We start from the raw sequence: 17,325 nt of genomic DNA on the forward strand, positions 1-17,325 counted from the left end.
ATCGGCCATGGCCGAGGCCCGTTACGCCCGCGGCCATGACCGCATCGCTCGAGGCTGTGCCGCGAGGGCTCAGGCTGCGGTGAGCTCGACGACGGTCGACTCGAGGTAGTCGATCGTCTCGTCGAGGCTGATGACGTCCGCGTACTTCATGTGCAGATCGAAGAGGCTCACCTTGTGCGAGATCTGGCTGCGGTCGGCCGCGCACTCGAACGGGATCACGACGTTGAAGTTGTACTGGAACGCGTCGAGGACGGTCGCGCGGACGCATCCGCTCGTCGTCATACCCGTCACGATGACGGTGTCGACGCCCGCATCGATCAGGAACGAGGCGAGTGGTGTCCCGAAGAAGCCGCTCGGTTTGCCGCCTTTGTTGATGACGATCTCGCCTTCCTGCGGCGCGATCGCCGGCGCGATGACGTCGCCGGGGGGAAGCTCTGAGGCGACCGGCTTGCGACCGCCGGTCTTCCACTTGCCGCGCTCCGCGGGAGTGGGCTTGTGCTCTGGGTCGGCGTACGCCTTGGTGAAGAAGATCGGCAGGCCGAGCTTGCGTCCCGCTTCCAGAAGCTTCGCGTTCGCGTCGACGGCGGGCCAGCCGGTCTCGCTGTGGCCGGTGGGGTACGCCGAATCGACGAACGCGATGGTCATGTCGACGACGACGATGGCGGGCTTGCTTCCGGCCGTGATCGGGCGCTCGGCCGGGTCGAACCCGCGGTTGAAGCTGGCGAGGTCATCACTCGGGATGAGATCGGCCCAGGGCTTGGTGGCTGCCATCAGATTTCTCCGCTCCTACTCGTGTGCGCCGGTTGAGGGCGCCGTCATTCCACGGTAGCGAGCGGGTATACGGCTGTATACAAAGCCTTGTAACGGGCGCGTAAAAGGTGTGAGTCGGTCAGAAAACTTGCCCAGATGGGGTCAGGAGCCGCGATTGCGCTCGCGCCACATCTGCAGGCGGGCGTCCCGGAAAGCCTTCGTGTTCGCGTCGGCCACCTGCGCGGCGCGGTCCGCGTCGCGCACGACCAGGGCATCGAGGTAGTCGCGATAGTAGGTGATCAATCGTTCCCACTGGCCGGGGAGGCTCAGTGTCGAGACGCCGCCGAAGTGTGCGTCGGTCGTGCCGAAGCGCTCGAGCTCCTCGTAGAGGGAGCGGTTGTGGCTGGCGCGCCACGAGGCGCGGCAGAACTGGTGGTGCGCCGCTGCGCGATCTTCGTGGGAGCGGTCCATCGCGGCGCTCACATCGGCGGAATGCCGCTCCATCGCGGACAAGTCCAGCTCGGTGCGGCGCTCGGCCGCGAGCCGGGCATTCGCGACGCTCAGGATCCCGCGCGTCTCGTAGATCTCGAAGATCTCCTCGGGCCCCGGGTCTGGCACCGAGATTCCGCGCTCGTCCCTGAGCAGAACCTGCTCGAGCGCGAGCCTGTGCACCGCCTCGCGCACGGGGGTGCGGCTGGCGCCGACGTATTCGGCGAGCTGGTTCTCGGTCAGCACAGAGCCCATCGGGAACACTCCGTCCAGGATGGCTGCCCTGATCTGCGCATAGGCCGAACCGGATTGGCTCGAAGTGTCTTTCATAACCACCATCTTCGCTGGTCGCGTCCCGCATACAAATGTATACACTTGGGGGCTATGACGCCACGACAGAGCCGTTCCGACGCGCGCGTTCCGCTTCTTCGGGGCCCCGGTGGCGAGCAGATCCTGGCGATCACCTCGGTCATCGCAGCGGTCCAGATGATCTGGGGACTGCTCGCGCCGATCCTGCCCGCCTTCGCCGGTTCGCTCGGCGTCAGCAGCGGCCAGATCGGGATGCTCGTGGCCGGCTTCGGCCTCGGCCGCGTCGCCGTCAACATCCCGGCCGGGATCATCGGCCGTCGGGTGAACCGGTACTGGCTGTTCGTCGGCGGAGCGATCGTCGTGGTGCTCGCCTCCGCCGTCTCCGGGTTCGCCGCCACGTTCTGGGAGCTGCTCGCTCTGCGGGTGCTGGGCGGCATGGCCGGCGGCGTCGCGATCACCACCGGGCAGTCCTTGCTCGCGGACTCCACGAACGATCAGACCAGAGCGCGGGCGATGTCGGTGCTGCAGGGCTTCCAGCTCGCCGGCGGCTCTGTCGGGCCCGCCGTCGGCGCCTTCGTCGCCGGCGCGTGGGGCCTCGCCGCGCCATTCTTCGTCTCGGGAATCTACTGCTCCTGCCTGGTTCTCTGGCTGCTGCTGCGCCGGCCGCTACGGCAGGGCCTCGCCGCGGTTCATCACTCCGCGGCACGTTCGTCGGCGAAGACGGCGGGCTCGATGGCCGGCCGCAGCTTCATCACGATCTGCATGGTGGGCTTTGCGACTTTCTACTGCCGCTTCGGCATCCAGCAGACGCTCGTCCCGCTGATCGCGTATCAGGTCGTGGGCCTGAGTGTGAAGCAGCTGGGCCTCGCGCTCAGCGGCATCGCGATCTTGAACGTCGCGTGCGCACTCTTCCTGGCAGGTCTCTCCGATCGGGTCGGCCGCAAGCGCGTGATCGTCACGAGCCTGCTGGGCGTTGCGGCGGCCACCTTCGTCTACGCCTTCCACCTCGGAACGGTCGCGTTCCTCGTCGTGCTCGCGTTCTACGGCATCTTCTCCAGCATCGGCGGCGGCACGCCGGCCGCGTACGTCGCCGACATCGCCCGCGGTCCGCAGCGCGGGCCGGCCATTGGCATCTACCGCACGTGCGGCGACGTCGCCGGAATCGTCGGCCCCGTCATCGTCGGCTACGCCGTCGACGTCAATCTGGGCATCGCCGTCGGCGTCTCGGTGGCCGTCACCGTGATCGCGGCGGCGGCCTTCGGTGTGCTCGCCCGCGAGACCGTGCCGCTTGCTCAGCCCAGCCGCGGAAAGGACTCCACGTCGTCGTCCTCGCCGGAGTCGGCCCTGCGTGCGGCGAGCGCCAGCACGAGGCATCCGATCAGCCCCGCTCCCCCGAGCGTCGCCGCGCCGACCTCGATCGCAGACGCCAGGCGGATGGCGGGCGTGACGCCCGTCGACAACGGGACATCCGCGATCAGCTGACCCGGTCGGTACGCCGGGATCGAGGCGATCGTGTGGCCGTCGGGCGCGATCACCTGGCTCGTGCCGACGGTCGAGATGTTGACGACCGAGCGGTCGGCCTCGACAGCCCGCATGCGCGCGATCGCGAGCTGCTGCACGTTCTCTTCCGTCCGCCCGAAGTCGGCGTTGTTGGTCTGCGCGAGGATCAGCTGCGCTCCCCCGTTGATCATCTGCGGCAGCTGGCGGTCGTCGATGATGTCGAAGCAGATCGAGATGCCGGCCTTGATGCCGTGGATGTCGAAGACGTTCGCCCGCGTGCCCGGGGTGTAGTCGCGCTGCACCAGATCGACGAGCGCCGGGGCGATGGCGTGGAACACGGAACGGTACGGGATGTACTCGCCGAACGGCACCGGCAGCTGCTTGTCGTACTGCGCCGTCGCTCCGTCGAAGCCGTCCCACAGCAGCGATGAGTTGAAGGTCTTCTTTCCGTCCTCGGTGATCGCGCCGACGACGAGCGGGGCGTCGAGCGCGGTCGACAGGGCGCTCAGCATCGAGGCGCTGTCCTTGTCGGCGAGCGGGTTCGCGTCGGCCGCGCCCTCTGGCCACACGATCATGCTGAACGGGCCCTTGCCGAGCAGCGGCGTCGTCGCAGTGATCTGGGCGTTCTCGACGGCGCCGTAGACGTTCTTCGGGTCGAAGTAGCCGGCCGGCCCGTTTCCCTGCACGGCTGCCACGCGCGTCACGCCGTGCGCATTGCTGGGCCAGACGGGCACGGATGCCACAGCCAGCGCCGCCACGACGGGAATGAACGCGCGCGTCAGCGGCCTGAGGCCGACCTCTTGAACGCACGCCAGTGCGAGTGCGGCGATCCACACGAGCAGGAAGGTGAGTCCCGCGACCCCGACCCAGGCGACCACGTGGGTGAACGGGCTCGCCGACTGCGTGTAGGCGGCGCGGCCCCACGCGAACCCCGTGAACGGCCAGTGGTTCGTCTGCAGCTCGCGCAGCGTCCACAGCCCGGCGATCACGAGCGGTAGCGCGACGACGCGGCCGAAAAGTCCGGGCAGGGCCCGCGGCACCCAGCGGTAGGCGAGCGTGAACAGCAGCGCCGCGAGCGCCCAGAACGCCGCCTCGGTGACCGACAGCGCGAGCCACGGGATCGGGCCGAGGTAGAGCGCCGTCCAGTAGATGTCGGAGATGTAGAACGCGAGCCCGCCGACGAAGCCGACGAGCAGGGCGCTCCAGGCGCGTCTCCCCTGCTGCGCGCGCAGCAGCAGCGCGACGCCGGGGAACACCAGCGGCCACCAGTAGTGGTCGGGGAACGCTCCGTCGAAGAGCACTCCCCCGGCGGCGGCACAGATCAGGGCGCCCCAGAGGGGCAGCGGTGCGTGTCGGGTCATCCCACGCTCGAGTACGCGACGATGCCGCGGCGCACGGCGTCGAGCGCCTGACGGGCGGTGCGGCCCACCTCTCCATCGGCGACGATCGAGAGCTGGTCGAGCAGGTCGATGGTCTGCTTGCACCAGCGCACGAAGTCGCCCGCGGCGAGCTCGGCCTGGTCGAGCACCCGCTCGAGGCTCTGCCCGCGCGCCCACGCGTGCATGGCCGGGGCGAGGCCGATCGCGAGCGGGTCGCTGCCCGCTAGCCGGTGCTCGCGCTCGAGGTCGTCGAGCTCTGCCCACAGCCGCTGGGTCGCATCGAGCGCCTGGCGGAAGCGCCCCTTCGGCAGCAGGTGCTCGGGCAGGTCGACCTCTTCGCGGCGCGGCTCGAAGACGAGCGCGCACGCCATGGCGGCGAGGCTCGGGGCATCCAGCCCGTTCCACAGCCCGTGCCTCAGCGACTCGGCGACGAGCAGGTCGCGCTCGCCGTAGATGCGCCGCAGGCGGCGGCCGTGCTGCGTCAGGGTGACCTGGCCGTCTTCGCCGACCCGCAGGTAGTCGATCGCGATGAGCACCTCGCTGACGCGGTCGAAGACGCGCGCGACGGCGCCGGTGCGGCTGCGGATCTGCGAGTTGAGCTGGTCGGTCTCGCGCTTGAGGCGCCACCAGCGCTCGGCCCAGCGCGCGTGCTGCTCGCGCTCCGCGCACCCGTGGCAGGGGTGGCGGCGCAGCTGCTGCCGCAGCTCGCCGAGCTGCCGCTGCACGCGGGTCTTCGCGGCGGCCGACTGCCCCTGCATCTTGCTGTTCTGCTTCTCGAGGTCGGTGACCTGCCGGCGGATCGCGGCGTACTCGGCGAAGTCGCCGAGGTGGCACGTCATGGCCTCTGCGTAGCCCTTCAAGGATTCCTCGCGCTTGCGCACCGTGCGCGCGAGATCGACGACGGCCCGGTCGGCCTGGAACTGGGCGAACGACGACTCGAGGATCTCGCGCGTGCGCTCACGGCCGAACTGCTCGATCAGGTTCACGGCCATGTTGTAGGTGGGCCGGAAGCTCGAGTTGAGCGGGTAGGAGCGCCGGGAGGCCAGAGCGGCAACGGCCTGCGGGTCGAGCCCGTCGACCCACTGGATCACCGAGTGACCCTCGACGTCGATGCCGCGGCGCCCCGCCCGGCCGGTGAGCTGCGTGTACTCCCCCGGCGTGATCGGCACGCGCGCCTCGCCGTTGTACTTCTCGAGCTTCTCGAGCACGACGGTGCGGGCCGGCATGTTGATGCCGAGCGCAAGCGTCTCCGTCGCGAAGACGACCTTGACGAGCTTGCGCTGGAAGAGCTCCTCGACGACCTCTTTGAACGCGGGCAGCAGGCCGGCGTGATGCGCGGCGACGCCCCGCTGCAGGCCCTCGAGCCACTCCCAGTAGCCGAGCACCGCGAGGTCCTCGTCGAGCAGCGTGCGCGTGCGCTCTTCGACGAGCTGCCTGATCTCTTCCCGCTCCCACTGCTCGGTGAGCCGGATGCCTGCGCGCAGCACCTGCTGGACGGCCTGGTCGCACCCCTTGCGGCTGAACACGAAGAAGATCGCCGGAAGGAGCCGCCGCCCGTCGAGCAGACTCACGAGCTCTGACCTGTCGAGCCGGAATCCGTGCCCGCTGAACCGCGCGCCGTGACGGCGCCCGCGATCCGCGGCGACCCGGCCGCCTGACGGCCGCCCGCCCGTGCGCGCGAGCTGCACGAGCTCGGGGTTCACCTTGACGGCCGAATCCCGGCCTGCGCCCTCGAACAGGTCCACCAGCTTCGAGCGCACGAGAACGTGCTGCTCGAGCGGCACCGGGCGCTCTTCCGAGACGATGACGTCGGTGTCGCCGCGCACGGCCTGCAGCCAGTCGCCGAACTCCTCCGCATTGCTCACCGTCGCCGACAGCGACACGAGCTTCACCTGCTGTGGGAGGTGGATGATGACCTCTTCCCACACGGCGCCGCGGAAGCGGTCGGCGAGGTAGTGCACCTCGTCCATGACCACGAATGCGAGCCCCGGCAGCAGGTCGGAGTCGGCGTAGAGCATGTTGCGCAGCACCTCGGTCGTCATGACGACGATGCGCGCGTGCGAGTTGACGTTCGTGTCGCCGGTGAGCAGGCCGACGTCCTCGCTGCCGTAGCGCTCGGCCAGCTCGTTGTACTTCTGGTTCGACAGCGCCTTCATCGGCGCCGTGTAGAAGACCTTCTGGTCGGGCGTCGACATCGCGAGGTGGATCGCGAACTCGGCGACGGCCGTCTTGCCCGCCCCCGTCGGTGCGGCGACCAGCACGCTGCGACCCGCCTCGAGGCTCGCGCAGGCGTCGAGCTGGAACGGGTCGAGGTCGAAGCGCAGCAACGAGCGGAACTCGTCGAGCTGCGGCGACCGCGAGCGGCTTCGCGACGCCGCATACCGCTCGGAAGGAGAGAGCTGGTCGGTCACCTGCTCAGATTACGTGGTGTGCTTTCGGCTTTGCCGAGTGAACCGACGCGGTCCCCATTCGGCTTCGCCGAGTCGACCTGCGGAAGGGGCTCAGGCGAGCTCGGCGTCGAGCGCCTCTGCGTCGCGGCTCTTCCGCTTGTCATGCACCCACGCGAACCCGGCCGCGGCGAAGTAGAGCAGGATCAGCGGCACGGCGAGGATCAGCATCGACACGATGTCGGTGGACGGCGTCGCGAGAGCGGCGAACAGGATCGACCCGAGGATCGCCCAGCGCCACGCCTTGATGATCGCGGCGGCCGAGATGATGCCGATCATGTTCAGCAGCACGATGAACACGGGCGTCACGAACGCCACACCGACCGCGAGCACGAGCTTCAGCACGAAGGTGAAGTAGTCGCTCGCATTCAGGATCGTCAGGTTGTCGGACGGGGCGAAGCTCGCGAACAGCGTGACGATGTGCGGGGTCACGTACCAGCCGAACACGCAGCCGCCGAGGAACAGCGGCACGGCCGAGAAGAAGAAGCCGAAGATGTAGCGCTTCTCTTTGCCGGTGAGGCCCGGGGTGAGGAACGCGAAGATCTCGTACAGCCACAGCGGTGACGAGATCACGATGCCGATGTACAGCGTGAGCTGCATGCGCAGATCGAACGCTGCAGTCAGCGTCGGGAAGTTGATGTGCGCGTTCTGATGCTTGGCGATGTCGTTGATCACCGCGGTCAGGGCGCTCCATACGAAGGGCTCGAGGAACCAGCCGATGATCGCCGCCACGATCACTCCGATGGCGGCGATCATCGCGCGGTTGCGAAGCTCGATCAGGTGCTGACCGAGCGACATCCGCCCGTCGGGGTCCTTCGAGGCGCGCCCAGCCTTCGTGGCAGTGGCGCTCACGGACTACTTCTTGTCGTCAGCAGCCGTGCTGGACGCGGTCTTGCGCTCGGCGGCGGCCTCGTCCTCGGCGGTCGGCTCGTCCTTCATCGTCTTCACTTCACGGCGGAAGATGCGGACGGACTGGCCGATGCTCTTCGAGACGGCCGGGAGCCTCGTTGCTCCGAACAGCAGCACGATGATCACCAGGATGATCAGCAGATGCCATCCGCCTAGGTCGCGGAGAAAGCCCATTGTCGTTCCTTGTTTTGCGGGTTTGTGAGATGCCTGGTGCCGGCATCCCGTGCAGTCTAACTGTGTTCTGCGCCAGTGTTTCGATAGCGGTCGGCCCCGGCGGCCGCCCAGTCGGCGACGGCCTGCCTCGCCTCGGGCGGACCGACGACGGTCAGCAGCCCGGCCATGGTCCCGACCACCCGCTTCAGGCTGTGGAAATGGGCCACGCGGATGCTTGTGCGCACGAAGCCGGGGCCGTCCGGAACGAGCTTCGAATCGTCTGAGAGATACTCGGCGAAGCCCGGAATTGCGCTGGTCGCGAGGCGGATCTCGACGACGAGGTCATCGGCGCTCGGGTCGAACAGAGTCTCGGAGAGGGCGATCTCATCAGGGGTGTGCTCGGCCGGGACATCCGTCGCCGTCACGCCCTCCATCCTGTCCACCCGGAAGATGCGCACATCGTTACGCAAGTGACACCAGCCGCGCAGGTACCAGACGTCGTCGCGGCTCTCGAGGCGCAGCGGGTCGACGGGGCGGCGCTCGCGCTCGCCGCGCGCATTGAGATAGTCGAATTCGAGACGGATGCCTGCGGCGAGTGCCCCTCGCACGACCTCGAGCGCCTCGTCGGCGACCCCGCGATCGATTGCGACGGCGGGCGGCGTCGCCGAGGCTCCGCGCGACAGCTTCGCGATCAGCGCCGCGAGCGCCTCGGATTCATCGGCGGCTCCCGGAATCGCCTGCAGATACTGCAGGCCGGCGATCAGGGCCGCGGCCTCGCGGGCCGAGAAGCGCGGGGCGTCCTCGATGACGACGCGGTTGGTGATGTAGATGCGGCCCTCGTCGTCGAGCGCCTCCCAGTCGATGTCGAAGAGGTCCTCTGGGCCGTAGGTCTTGGTGGCGCCAGGCACACCCATGCCGGTGATGCGTTCGACCTGCGCCTGCATCTCGTCGGCGGTGAGGCCGAAGTGGGCGGCGGCCTCGGCGACGGGAACGCCGGGGTGGTCGATCAGGTAGGGCACGACCGAGAGCAGGAAAGCGAGGCGGTCGGCGGCGAAGGCGGGGCGGGGGCTCATGCGGCGCCCCCTTCGCGGTGCGCCCACTCGGTGGCCTCGAGGCGCGAGACGACGGCCAGCTTCAGGTGCTCAGGCTCGATGACGGTCACCTCGGGGCCGTAGCCGGCGAGCTCGTCGGCGAGCAGCGCCAGATCGCTGTAGTGCACGATCAGCAGTCGGCCCTCGGCCGGCGTAGCGCCGTAGCGGCGCCCGAGGCGGATGGCGGCGTCGCTGCCCGGCTCGACCGCGACCGTCGCCGTGTTGCGCTGCCAGAGCTGCTCGAGCTCGCGCAGCGCCTCTGCGCTGTGGTCGCCAGGCGGCGGCACGAACTGCTCGCGCGTGAAGGTCACGTCGCCGACGATGCGCGAGAGCAGGAACGTCAGCTTGTGATCCGCATAGTCGAGCCCCATGAAGAGCCAGCGGCCGCGGAACTGGAACAGCGCGAGCGGCTTGATGGTGTGGGTGCGGGCGACCGTGCGGCCGGGGCGCAGATACGGGAAGCGCACGGCCTCGCGGCGCTCGATCGCCTGAGTGAGCGGCCCGAACGCCGGCTCGAGCTGCTTGAGCCGCGGCGCATAGCCGAGCATCGGGCCGTCGGGCTCGACGCCTGCCGCCCGCAGCTTGATCATGGCGCGGCGCATGTCGCCCGACAGCGACCCCTCGCGCCAGACCGTGCCCGCGAGCTGCAGCAGCGAGAGCTCGGTCGGCGTGAAGGTGATGTCGGCCGGCAGCTCGTAGTCGCCCTTCGAGACGCGGTAGCTCTGCAGCTGGTTGTTCCCGGGCTGTCCGGGGGCGTCGACCGTCTCGAGCGGCACGCCGAGTTCGCGCAGCGCGTCCTTGTCGCGCTCGAACTGGCGCTCGAGGTTCGCGTTGTCGCCGTTCGGCGTGTACTTCTGGTGATACCCGTCCACCGTCGAGAGGATCTGCTCTTTGGTGAGGCCCTGCTCGGTCGCGAGCAGCGCGAGCACCAGCGCGAACTGCCGCTCTTCAGGCGGGACGATACGGGGCACGTAGCCCAGTTTATGGAACGGTGCGCGGGCTACTGCGCGGCGATGCGGCCGAGGATGTCGACGACGGTCGCGGATGCCGCCCCAGAGTCGCCCGCGGGCTGGAGGACGATGACCTGCGAGCCGACCTTCTTGCCGATCAGTGCCTTCGACAGCGCGGTTCCGTCGCTCAGCGTCTGCCCCGTGGCGTCGCCGTCTTCCCAGGTGCCGGTCGCGGTGCGCGGGTCGGCCCAGGTGACCGTCTGGGTCTGCACGATGAGCGTGTCGCTCTTCTTCGCGACGGCACCGTCGCCCTGGCGCAGGATCGCCGTCTTCACCGTCTTCGGCTCGCTGTGCGAGCCGAGCACGATGCCGGGCTGGCCGTTCGGCGCGAGCACGACGGTCGGGAAGCCCGGCGTAGCGGGAACCGCGCGGCCGGTGGCCCGGGCGGGAAGGGCCTGCTTGATGTCGACCACCGCGACGAGGGAGCCCGTGGCGCCCTGCTGGGGCGGCACCACCACGGCGATACGCGAGCCGACGGTGGCGCAGGCGATGGCGTCGGCGATGTCGGCGTTGCCGAGGGCGTTCTTCGACACCGGCGAATAGGCCTCCTGCGGCTGCCCGGCCGCCTGGCCCGTCGCACCGTCGTAGGCGGTGAGCACGAGGCGCGCGACGCCACCCGTGCCGACGACCTTGCCGTCACCCTTGATCAGGGTGCTCGACTGCGCCTTCGTCACGTTGAGCGGCGACGGGACCTTGGCCTCTGGGTCCTTGCCGAAGTCGCCGCTCGCACGGATCGAATCCGAGCCGCTGCCGCTCTTCACGGTGCACGAGGCGGGCGTGGCCAACGTGTTGCCGGTGCTGCAGCCGGTGAGGGCGGCGCCGGCGACGACGGCGAGGGCGATCAGGGCGGGGAGCGTACGGCGCACGGGTGCTCTTTCGACGGTGGGCGGCGGGGCGGACGACACTCTAGCGGAGCAGCTTATGGGGCTTTCTCGGGGTCGGCTGCGTCGGTGCCGCCCGGAGCCTCGACGCGGTCCGCGTCGGCGTCGGCCGCCACCTCTGCCTCGAGCCGAGCGTCTGCGATGCGCTGCGCCTCTCGGGCCTTCTTGCGCAGGATCTTGGCGCTCTTGCCGCGCTCGCCGAGGGCCCCGGGCGTCCACAGCTCGACGTCCTCGTCGGAGAAGCTCTTCTTGCTCGCGCGTCGCTTGAGCTCGGGCAGCTCTGCCCCCGGTGCGAGGCGGCGCGCGGTGATGAGGAATCCGGTGTGCCCGACCATGCGGTGATCGGGGCGGACGGCGAGTCCCTCGACGTGCCAGCCGCGCACCATCGTCTCGTCGGCATCGGGGTGCGTGAAGTGGCCGGTGTCGCGGATCGCCTCTGCCACCCGGCTGAGCTGCGTGACGGTGGCCACATAGCAGAGCAGCACCCCCCCGGGCTTGAGCGCCTGCGCCACCTCTTCGAGCGGCTCCCACGGGGCGAGCATGTCGAGCACGACGCGGTCGACGGCTCCGTGCGGGAAGATCGCAGGCAGGGCATCCGCCAGATCGCCCACCGTGATGTCGAAATTTGTCGGCCGGTACCCCAGGAACCCGGCCACGTTGCCCATGGCGATGTCGGCGAACTCCTGGCGGCGTTCGAAGCTCGCGAGGCGGCCTTCCGGCCCGATCGAGCGCAGCAGCCAGAGCGACAGCGCGCCGGAGCCGACGCCCGCCTCGACGACCGTCGCGCCGGGGAAGATGTCGGCCTTCGCGAGGATCGCGGCGGCATCCTTCGGGTAGACGATGGCAGCGCCGCGCGGCATCGACATCACGAAGTCCTTGAGCAGCGGGCGCAGCGCGAGGTGCAGCGCGCCGGTCGAGTTCGCGACCACGCTGCCGTCGGGCTGCCCGATGACATCGTCGTGGGCGATGTACCCGCGCTCGGTGTGGAACTTCTCGCCGGGCTTCAGCGTGATGGTGTTCATGCGGCCCTTGGGCCCCGTGAGCTGCACGCGGTCGCCCGCCCGGAACGGCCCGCTGAAGGCGAGCGTGTTGGTCGGGGTGGTCTCTTCGGTCATGCGTGTGGTGCCTGCGTTGCTTTCTGTGCGGCCAGCGTGCGGAGGTCGGCGAGCGTGCGCCCCTCGAGCGTCGGCCAGATGGTGTGGTCGCCCGTCTCCGGAAGCGGAACCATGTGCGGCACGCCAATGGCGATCGTGCCGGCTGCGACCGCGGCGGCGAGGCCGCCGAGCGAGTCCTCGATGGCGACTGACTGGGATGCCTGAACGCCGAGGCGCCTCGCGGCGGTGAGGTACGCCTCGGGGTGCGGCTTGGGGTTCTCGACCTCGTCGCCGGCGACGATGACGTCGAACGGGTCGAAGGGGATGTAGCTGGCGATCTGCTCGGCCATGCGGCGGAACGACATGGTCACGAGCGCCGTCTTGATGCCGGCCTCGCGCACCTCGCGCAGCAGCTGCTGCGCCCCAGGGCGCCAGGGAATGCCGACCTCGGCGAGCTGCTCGGTGACGCGGTCGGTGAGCTTGTCGATGATGGTCGCGATGTCGAGGTCGACACCGCGGGACTGCAGCACTGCGGCCGACACCTCGAGGCCGTTGCCGACGAGGGTCAGGCCGTCGTCGTGGGTCCACGTTCCGCCCCAGCTGTGCACCAGCTCGGTCTCGGCCGTCATCCAGTACGGCTCGGTGTCGACGATGGTGCCGTCCATGTCGAACAGGACGGCCGCGGGGAGCTGGGTCACAGGGCTCGAGTCTATCGGGCGGCCCCACGCGCTTCCGGGCGCGCGCGTGCACCCGGGCCTATCCTGGTGGGACGCAACGCTGAGCTACGGAAGGGCGAGGTCGCGTTTGACTGACGGCACTGACGGCACTGGTGGCAAGGGCATTCTGAGCGGCCGCATCCTGGTCGTGGCCTTCGAGGGCTGGAACGACGCGGGCGAGGCGGCGACCGGCGCCGTGCGGTCGCTGAAAGACGTGCTCGATGTGGTGCCGCTGCACGAGATCGACCCAGAGGTCTTCTACGACTTCCAGTTCACCCGCCCGATCACCAAGTTCGACGATGACGGCAAGCGGATTCTGCAGTGGCCGGGTGCCGTGCTCTACGGCCCCGCCGAGCCCGGCCGTCGGCCGCGGCCGCTGGCTGAGGACGCCGAGCTCGGCGTCACCGGCGACAACGCCGGCAACATCTACCTGCTGCTCGGCACCGAGCCGTCGCGCGCCTGGAAGGCGTTCGCGGGCGAGCTGATCGACGCCGCGCTCGCCGCAGACATCGACGCGATCGTGTTCCTCGGCGCGCTGCTCGCCGACGTGCCGCACACGCGTCCGATCTCTGTGGGCGCCTCGAGCGACAACGCGGCCGTGCGGCGCGAGCTCGGGCTCGAGCGGTCGACCTACGAAGGGCCGACGGGGATTCTCGGCGTGCTCGGTCAGGCCGCAGAGGCCATCGGCATTCCGACGATCTCCATCTGGGCATCCGTGCCCCACTACGTGCACAACGCGCCGAGCCCGAAGGCGACGCTCGCGATCATCGACAAGCTCGAGGAGCTCGTCGACGTGACGATCCCCCGCGGAGAGCTCGTCGAGGAGTCGGCCGAGTGGGAGCGCGGCATCGATCAGCTCGCCAGCGAGGACGAGGACATGGCCGCGTACATCGAGCAGCTCGAGCAGGCGCGCGACACGGTCGACTCCCCCGAGGCGAGCGGCGAGGCGATTGCGCAGGAGTTCGAGCGCTACCTGCGCCGCCACCCCGACGGCCGTGACGGCCGCGACGGCGGAACCGCCGGTGGCGGCGGCCCCTCGGAGCCCTGGCGCCCCAACAACTGACGGGACGGCCCTCCTGTTGCGGCCGGCGCCGCGAGCGACACACGATGTCGTCTCCGCGGCACTTGAACGAGAGCACCATTTTTTCCGCCGAGAGCACCATTGGTGCTCGCTCTGCAGCATTGGTGCTCTCGTGCAAGTGTGCGGCGGGAAGGGCAGGTGCGCGTTCGCTAGAGCTCGATGCCGAGGAGCAGGTGGATGCCTGAGCGCAGCTCGGGCGAGAGGCCGCCGGCCGCCACCGCGTCGACCACTGCGAGCGCTGCCGGGGTGTCGAGGTCGCGGTGCAGCGCCTCGCGCAGCTCGGCCAGCGTGGCGAACTGCGCCGGCGGCCGGTGGTCAGAGGCGGTTGCCGCAGCCTGCCAGCGGGTGAGGCGCTCGAGCGCCTCGGGCAGGGAGGCGTCGGTCCACTCCCAGTCGTCGCGGTAGTGGTGCGCGAGCAGGGCGAGCCGGATGCCGCGCGGATCGGCCCCAGCCGCGCGCAACTCGCTCACCTTGACCAGGTTCCCGAGCGACTTCGACATCTTCTCGCCCTGATAGGCGACCATGCCGGCGTGGGCATACAACTGCGCCGCGGGCTCGCCGGTCAGCGCAGATGAGTGGGCCGCACTGAACTCGTGGTGCGGGAACAGCAGGTCCGAGCCGCCGCCGAGTACGGTCACTGTCTCACCGAGCTCGTCGAGGGCGATGACCGAGCATTCGATGTGCCACCCCGGCCGGCCGGTGCCGACGGGCGACTCCCACGAGGGCTCGCCGTCGCGCGCGGCGCGCCACAGCAGGGGGTCGAGCGGGTCGCGCTTTCCCTCGCGGTCGGGGTCTCCCCCGCGCTCGGCGAAGATTGCGAGCATGGCGTCGCGATCGAGGCGGCTCTCCTGCCCGAGATGCCAGGGCGAGACATCCGTCGCCGCCGTCGCATCGAAATATATGTCGTGCCCGTCGCTGTCATCGGATGCCTCGGGCGCGGCCACCCGATAGGCGACACCCTGCGCCAGCAGCTCGGCGACCGCAACGGCCGTCGGCTCGATGCGCTCGGTGACGGCGACGTAGGCGTCGGGGGGAATGATTCCCAGCGCGGTCATGTCGGCGCGGAATCCCTCGACCTCGCTCGCCGCCAACTCGCGCCAGTCGACGCCGTCGCGGGACGCGCGCTCGAGCAGCGGGTCGTCGACATCGGTGACGTTCTGCGCGTACCGCACCGCGTAGCCGGCGTCGCGCCACACGCGCTGCAGGGTGTCGAAGGCGAGGTAGGTCGCCGCATGCCCCAGGTGCGTCGCGTCGTAGGGCGTGATGCCGCAGAGGTACAGCGTCGCGGTGTCGCCGGCCGGCTCGGCGGCGACCAGCGCATCGCTCGCGCTGTCGTATACGAGCGGCGCGACGCTGTGCCCGGGCACCTCGGGAAGCGCCGGACGCGGCCACGCCTGCATCAGTAGCTCGCGAGCAGGTCGGCGAGGACCGCGCGACCGAAGGTCAGAGCCTCGAGCGGCACACGCTCGTCGATGCCGTGGAACATCGCCGGGAAGTCGAGCGAGGCCGGCAGCTTGAGCGGCGCGAAGCCGTAGCCGCGGATGCCGAGCGTCGACAGCGCCTTGTTGTCGGTGCCCGCGGGCATCAGGTACGGCAGCACCGGCACGCCGGGGTCGTGTCGTTCGAGCGTCGCGCCGATCGCCGAGACGAGCTCGCCCGTGGTCGGGTTCTCGAGGCCGGTGTCCTTCACGACGAGGTCGATACGCACGTTCTCGCCGATGAGCTCGTCGAGCTGGGCGAGCACCGCGTCCTCCTGGCCGGGCAGGGGGCGGATGTCGATGCGGGCCTCCGCCCGCTCGGGGATGACGTTCGACTTGTAGCCGGCCGTGAGCATCGTCGGGTTGGCGGTGTTGCGCAGCGTCGCCGTAATGAAGCCGGCGGCCGAGCCGGTGCGCAGCACGAGCTCGTCGGGGCCGACCTGCTCGGGGTCGGTGCCGAGGATGCGCCCGAGCTCGGCGATGAGCTCGCGCGTCGTCTCGGTGAGCTGCACGGGGAACTCGAGGCGCCCGATCTTCGCGACGGCCTCGGCGAGTTCGGTGACCGCGTTGCGCTTGACGAGCCGCGAGCCGTGCCCGGCGGGCGCCTCGGCGACGAGCTTCGCCCAGATCATGGCCTTCTCGCCGGTCTGCAGCAGATACGCGGGCTTGCCCTCGATGTCGATCGAGTAGCCGCCGACCTCGCTGATCGCCTCGGTCGCGCCGGCGAAGAGCTCGGGATGCTCGCGGGCGAGGAAGTGCGAGCCGAAGCCGCCGCCGTTCTCTTCATCGGCGAAGAACGCGATGACGAGGTCGCGCTCGGGCTGGCCGCCGCCGGAGAGCACGTCGCCGAGGGCGGTCAGGATCATGGCATCCATGTTCTTCATGTCGACCGCGCCGCGGCCCCAGAGCATGCCGTCCTTGATCTCGCCGGCGAACGGGTCGACGGTCCACTGCGCGGGGTCGGCCGGCACGACGTCGAGGTGGCCGTGGACGACGAGCGCGGGTTTGTCGCTGTTGCGGCCGGGCACGCGGGTGACGACGCTGGTGCGTCGCGGCGCCGAGTCGAACAGCTGCGGGGTGAGGCCGAGGGCTTCGAGCTTGGCTGCGACATATTCCGCCGCCTCGGTCTCGCCCTTCGACTTCCCCTCCCCGAAGTTGGTCGTGTCGAAGCGGATCAGCTCGCTCGCGATGATCGCGGTCTCGTCGAGGTCGGGGCGGGCGAGGTCGGTCATGCACCTACGCTATCCGGTGGTTGCGGCGGGCATCGGCGTGTGTCGCGGCGTGACCGGCGGCATGACGCGTGTCGTGCCCGGCAGGGCGCTCGCGTGAACGGGGCGCCCTCGAAACCGTGCTAAGGTCTTTCTTCGGCGGTTGAAGCGATTCGAGCCGCCGGAAGTGCGCGCGGGTGGCGGAATAGGCAGACGCGCTAGCTTGAGGTGCTAGTGCCCGTATAGGGCGTGGGGGTTCAAGTCCCCCCTCGCGCACAATCGAAAGAACCCCTGGGTGACCAGGGGTTCTTTTTTGTCTGCGATCTCTGATGCCCCCGCACTGGGGCTCGGCGGCTGTTGCATCGCGCGCCTACCGTGGCGTCGTGGGATTGACCGGGAACCAGACGCGCGAGCGCACCGTCTTCAGCTGTGTGCGCCGGGTCGGCGACGGCGTGATCGGCTATGAGCTCGTGCTGCCCGCCGCCCGGCTGCTCGGTGCCGCTCCCCTGCTCGACCACGAGCTCGACGGCGTCGGCGGTGACGGATTCCCCACTGCGGGCCTGCGCGTCGCCGTGAGCCGGCCGCTGACCTTCGACCCGATCGACGATCTGCGCGGCTTCGGCCTCGTGACCCTTCCCCTCGGCACTCGCCTGGGCTTCGAGCGCGTGCCCGAGATCCGCCACGGCATGGTGCGGGTCACGATCGTCGCGCTGGCGCCCGAGACCGTGTGGCGGCTTCCCGAGCCGCTCGTTCCCGCCGTCGCATAGCCGCCGGGCATCGCCCCAGAGGGACTCTCCGTAGGCAAGAGATCCGGGGCGACGCGGGCCGTG

Annotated in this window: 15 protein-coding genes, 1 tRNA gene and 1 pseudogene; 4 read left to right on the plus strand and 13 right to left on the minus strand. The window is 69.8% G+C overall.

The window, feature by feature from the left end; genetic code table 11:
* Window positions 1–69 precede the first annotated feature (69 nt).
* Window positions 70–771, minus strand: coding sequence for an isochorismatase family protein (locus ABD736_RS01275; RefSeq protein WP_344789931.1), 702 nt, complete (start codon window positions 769–771; stop codon window positions 70–72).
* Window positions 772–912: 141 nt separating this feature from the next.
* Window positions 913–1,569, minus strand: a complete 657-nt coding sequence (locus ABD736_RS01280; protein WP_344789932.1) for a GntR family transcriptional regulator — start codon at window positions 1,567–1,569, stop codon at window positions 913–915.
* Between the two features lie 54 nt (window positions 1,570–1,623).
* Here ABD736_RS01280 and ABD736_RS01285 point away from each other — a divergent pair.
* Window positions 1,624–2,805 (plus strand): annotated as a pseudogene (locus ABD736_RS01285) (MFS transporter); the annotation flags it as partial.
* 35 nt (window positions 2,806–2,840) lie between these two features.
* Here ABD736_RS01285 and lnt read toward each other — a convergent pair.
* From lnt to ABD736_RS01330, 9 genes are all read right to left on the minus strand, one after another.
* Window positions 2,841–4,409: an apolipoprotein N-acyltransferase gene (gene lnt, locus ABD736_RS01290; RefSeq protein WP_344789933.1), complete on the minus strand. Its 1,569-nt coding sequence runs from the start codon at window positions 4,407–4,409 to the stop codon at window positions 2,841–2,843.
* Window positions 4,406–6,838 (minus strand): DEAD/DEAH box helicase, encoded by a 2,433-nt coding sequence (locus ABD736_RS01295; RefSeq protein WP_344789934.1) that lies wholly within the window; start codon window positions 6,836–6,838, stop codon window positions 4,406–4,408. The genes lnt and ABD736_RS01295 overlap by 4 nt, the downstream gene beginning before the upstream one ends.
* Window positions 6,839–6,928: 90 nt before the next feature.
* Entirely contained in the window at window positions 6,929–7,726 is a 798-nt protein-coding gene (gene tatC / locus ABD736_RS01300) for a twin-arginine translocase subunit TatC (RefSeq protein WP_344789935.1), read from the minus strand.
* Window positions 7,727–7,729: 3 nt separating this feature from the next.
* Window positions 7,730–7,957 carry a twin-arginine translocase TatA/TatE family subunit gene (tatA, locus tag ABD736_RS01305; protein ID WP_344789936.1) on the minus strand — a complete coding sequence of 76 codons (228 nt, stop codon included), beginning with the start codon at window positions 7,955–7,957 and terminating at the stop codon, window positions 7,730–7,732.
* Window positions 7,958–8,013: 56 nt separating this feature from the next.
* Window positions 8,014–9,009: a helix-turn-helix transcriptional regulator gene (locus tag ABD736_RS01310; protein WP_344789937.1), complete on the minus strand. Its 996-nt coding sequence runs from the start codon at window positions 9,007–9,009 to the stop codon at window positions 8,014–8,016.
* Complete coding sequence (locus ABD736_RS01315; protein ID WP_344789938.1) at window positions 9,006–9,998, minus strand: helix-turn-helix transcriptional regulator; 993 nt, start codon at window positions 9,996–9,998, stop codon at window positions 9,006–9,008. Before ABD736_RS01315 ends, ABD736_RS01310 begins: the two co-directional genes overlap by 4 nt.
* A 29-nt stretch (window positions 9,999–10,027) precedes the next feature.
* The gene (locus ABD736_RS01320) at window positions 10,028–10,903 is read right to left on the minus strand and encodes a GreA/GreB family elongation factor (RefSeq protein ID WP_344789939.1); all 876 of its coding nucleotides are present in this window, start codon (window positions 10,901–10,903) and stop codon (window positions 10,028–10,030) included.
* 53 nt (window positions 10,904–10,956) lie between these two features.
* A complete protein-coding gene (locus tag ABD736_RS01325) occupies window positions 10,957–12,033 on the minus strand; it encodes a tRNA (adenine-N1)-methyltransferase (RefSeq protein WP_344789940.1) in 1,077 nt (358 codons plus the stop codon).
* Window positions 12,030–12,710 (minus strand): HAD family hydrolase, encoded by a 681-nt coding sequence (locus tag ABD736_RS01330; protein WP_344789941.1) that lies wholly within the window; start codon window positions 12,708–12,710, stop codon window positions 12,030–12,032. Before ABD736_RS01330 ends, ABD736_RS01325 begins: the two co-directional genes overlap by 4 nt.
* 106 nt (window positions 12,711–12,816) lie before the next feature.
* Here ABD736_RS01330 and ABD736_RS01335 point away from each other — a divergent pair, with 106 nt between their 5' ends.
* Window positions 12,817–13,791, plus strand: a complete 975-nt coding sequence (locus ABD736_RS01335; RefSeq protein ID WP_344789942.1) for a PAC2 family protein — start codon at window positions 12,817–12,819, stop codon at window positions 13,789–13,791.
* Between the two features lie 167 nt (window positions 13,792–13,958).
* Here ABD736_RS01335 and mshC read toward each other — a convergent pair whose 3' ends face one another.
* Window positions 13,959–15,209, minus strand: a complete 1,251-nt coding sequence (mshC, locus tag ABD736_RS01340; protein WP_344789943.1) for a cysteine--1-D-myo-inosityl 2-amino-2-deoxy-alpha-D-glucopyranoside ligase — start codon at window positions 15,207–15,209, stop codon at window positions 13,959–13,961.
* The gene (locus ABD736_RS01345) at window positions 15,209–16,519 is read right to left on the minus strand and encodes a M20/M25/M40 family metallo-hydrolase (RefSeq protein WP_344789944.1); all 1,311 of its coding nucleotides are present in this window, start codon (window positions 16,517–16,519) and stop codon (window positions 15,209–15,211) included. The genes mshC and ABD736_RS01345 overlap by 1 nt, the downstream gene beginning before the upstream one ends.
* Window positions 16,520–16,686: 167 nt before the next feature.
* On the opposite strand from ABD736_RS01345, the gene ABD736_RS01350 reads away from it, so the two are divergent.
* Window positions 16,687–16,771 (plus strand) — tRNA-Leu (locus ABD736_RS01350).
* Between the two features lie 107 nt (window positions 16,772–16,878).
* Entirely contained in the window at window positions 16,879–17,262 is a 384-nt protein-coding gene (locus ABD736_RS01355) for a hypothetical protein (protein ID WP_344789945.1), read from the plus strand.
* Window positions 17,263–17,325 lie beyond the last annotated feature (63 nt).

The organism is Gryllotalpicola daejeonensis, assembly GCF_039538145.1.
In the GTDB taxonomy this organism is placed as follows: Bacteria; Actinomycetota; Actinomycetes; order Actinomycetales; family Microbacteriaceae; genus Gryllotalpicola; species Gryllotalpicola daejeonensis.

Excerpts from the sequence above, each read along its gene's own strand:
- ABD736_RS01275 (WP_344789931.1), bottom strand. The coding sequence starts at position 771 with ATGGCAGCCACCAAGCCCTGGGCCGATCTCATCCCGAGTGATGACCTC.
- ABD736_RS01280 (WP_344789932.1), bottom strand. The coding sequence starts at position 1,569 with ATGAAAGACACTTCGAGCCAATCCGGTTCGGCCTATGCGCAGATCAGG.
- lnt (WP_344789933.1), bottom strand. The coding sequence starts at position 4,409 with ATGACCCGACACGCACCGCTGCCCCTCTGGGGCGCCCTGATCTGTGCC.
- tatA (WP_344789936.1), bottom strand. The coding sequence starts at position 7,957 with ATGGGCTTTCTCCGCGACCTAGGCGGATGGCATCTGCTGATCATCCTG.
- ABD736_RS01310 (WP_344789937.1), bottom strand. The coding sequence starts at position 9,009 with ATGAGCCCCCGCCCCGCCTTCGCCGCCGACCGCCTCGCTTTCCTGCTC.
- ABD736_RS01325 (WP_344789940.1), bottom strand. The coding sequence starts at position 12,033 with ATGACCGAAGAGACCACCCCGACCAACACGCTCGCCTTCAGCGGGCCG.
- mshC (WP_344789943.1), bottom strand. The coding sequence starts at position 15,209 with ATGCAGGCGTGGCCGCGTCCGGCGCTTCCCGAGGTGCCCGGGCACAGC.
- ABD736_RS01345 (WP_344789944.1), bottom strand. The coding sequence starts at position 16,519 with ATGACCGACCTCGCCCGCCCCGACCTCGACGAGACCGCGATCATCGCG.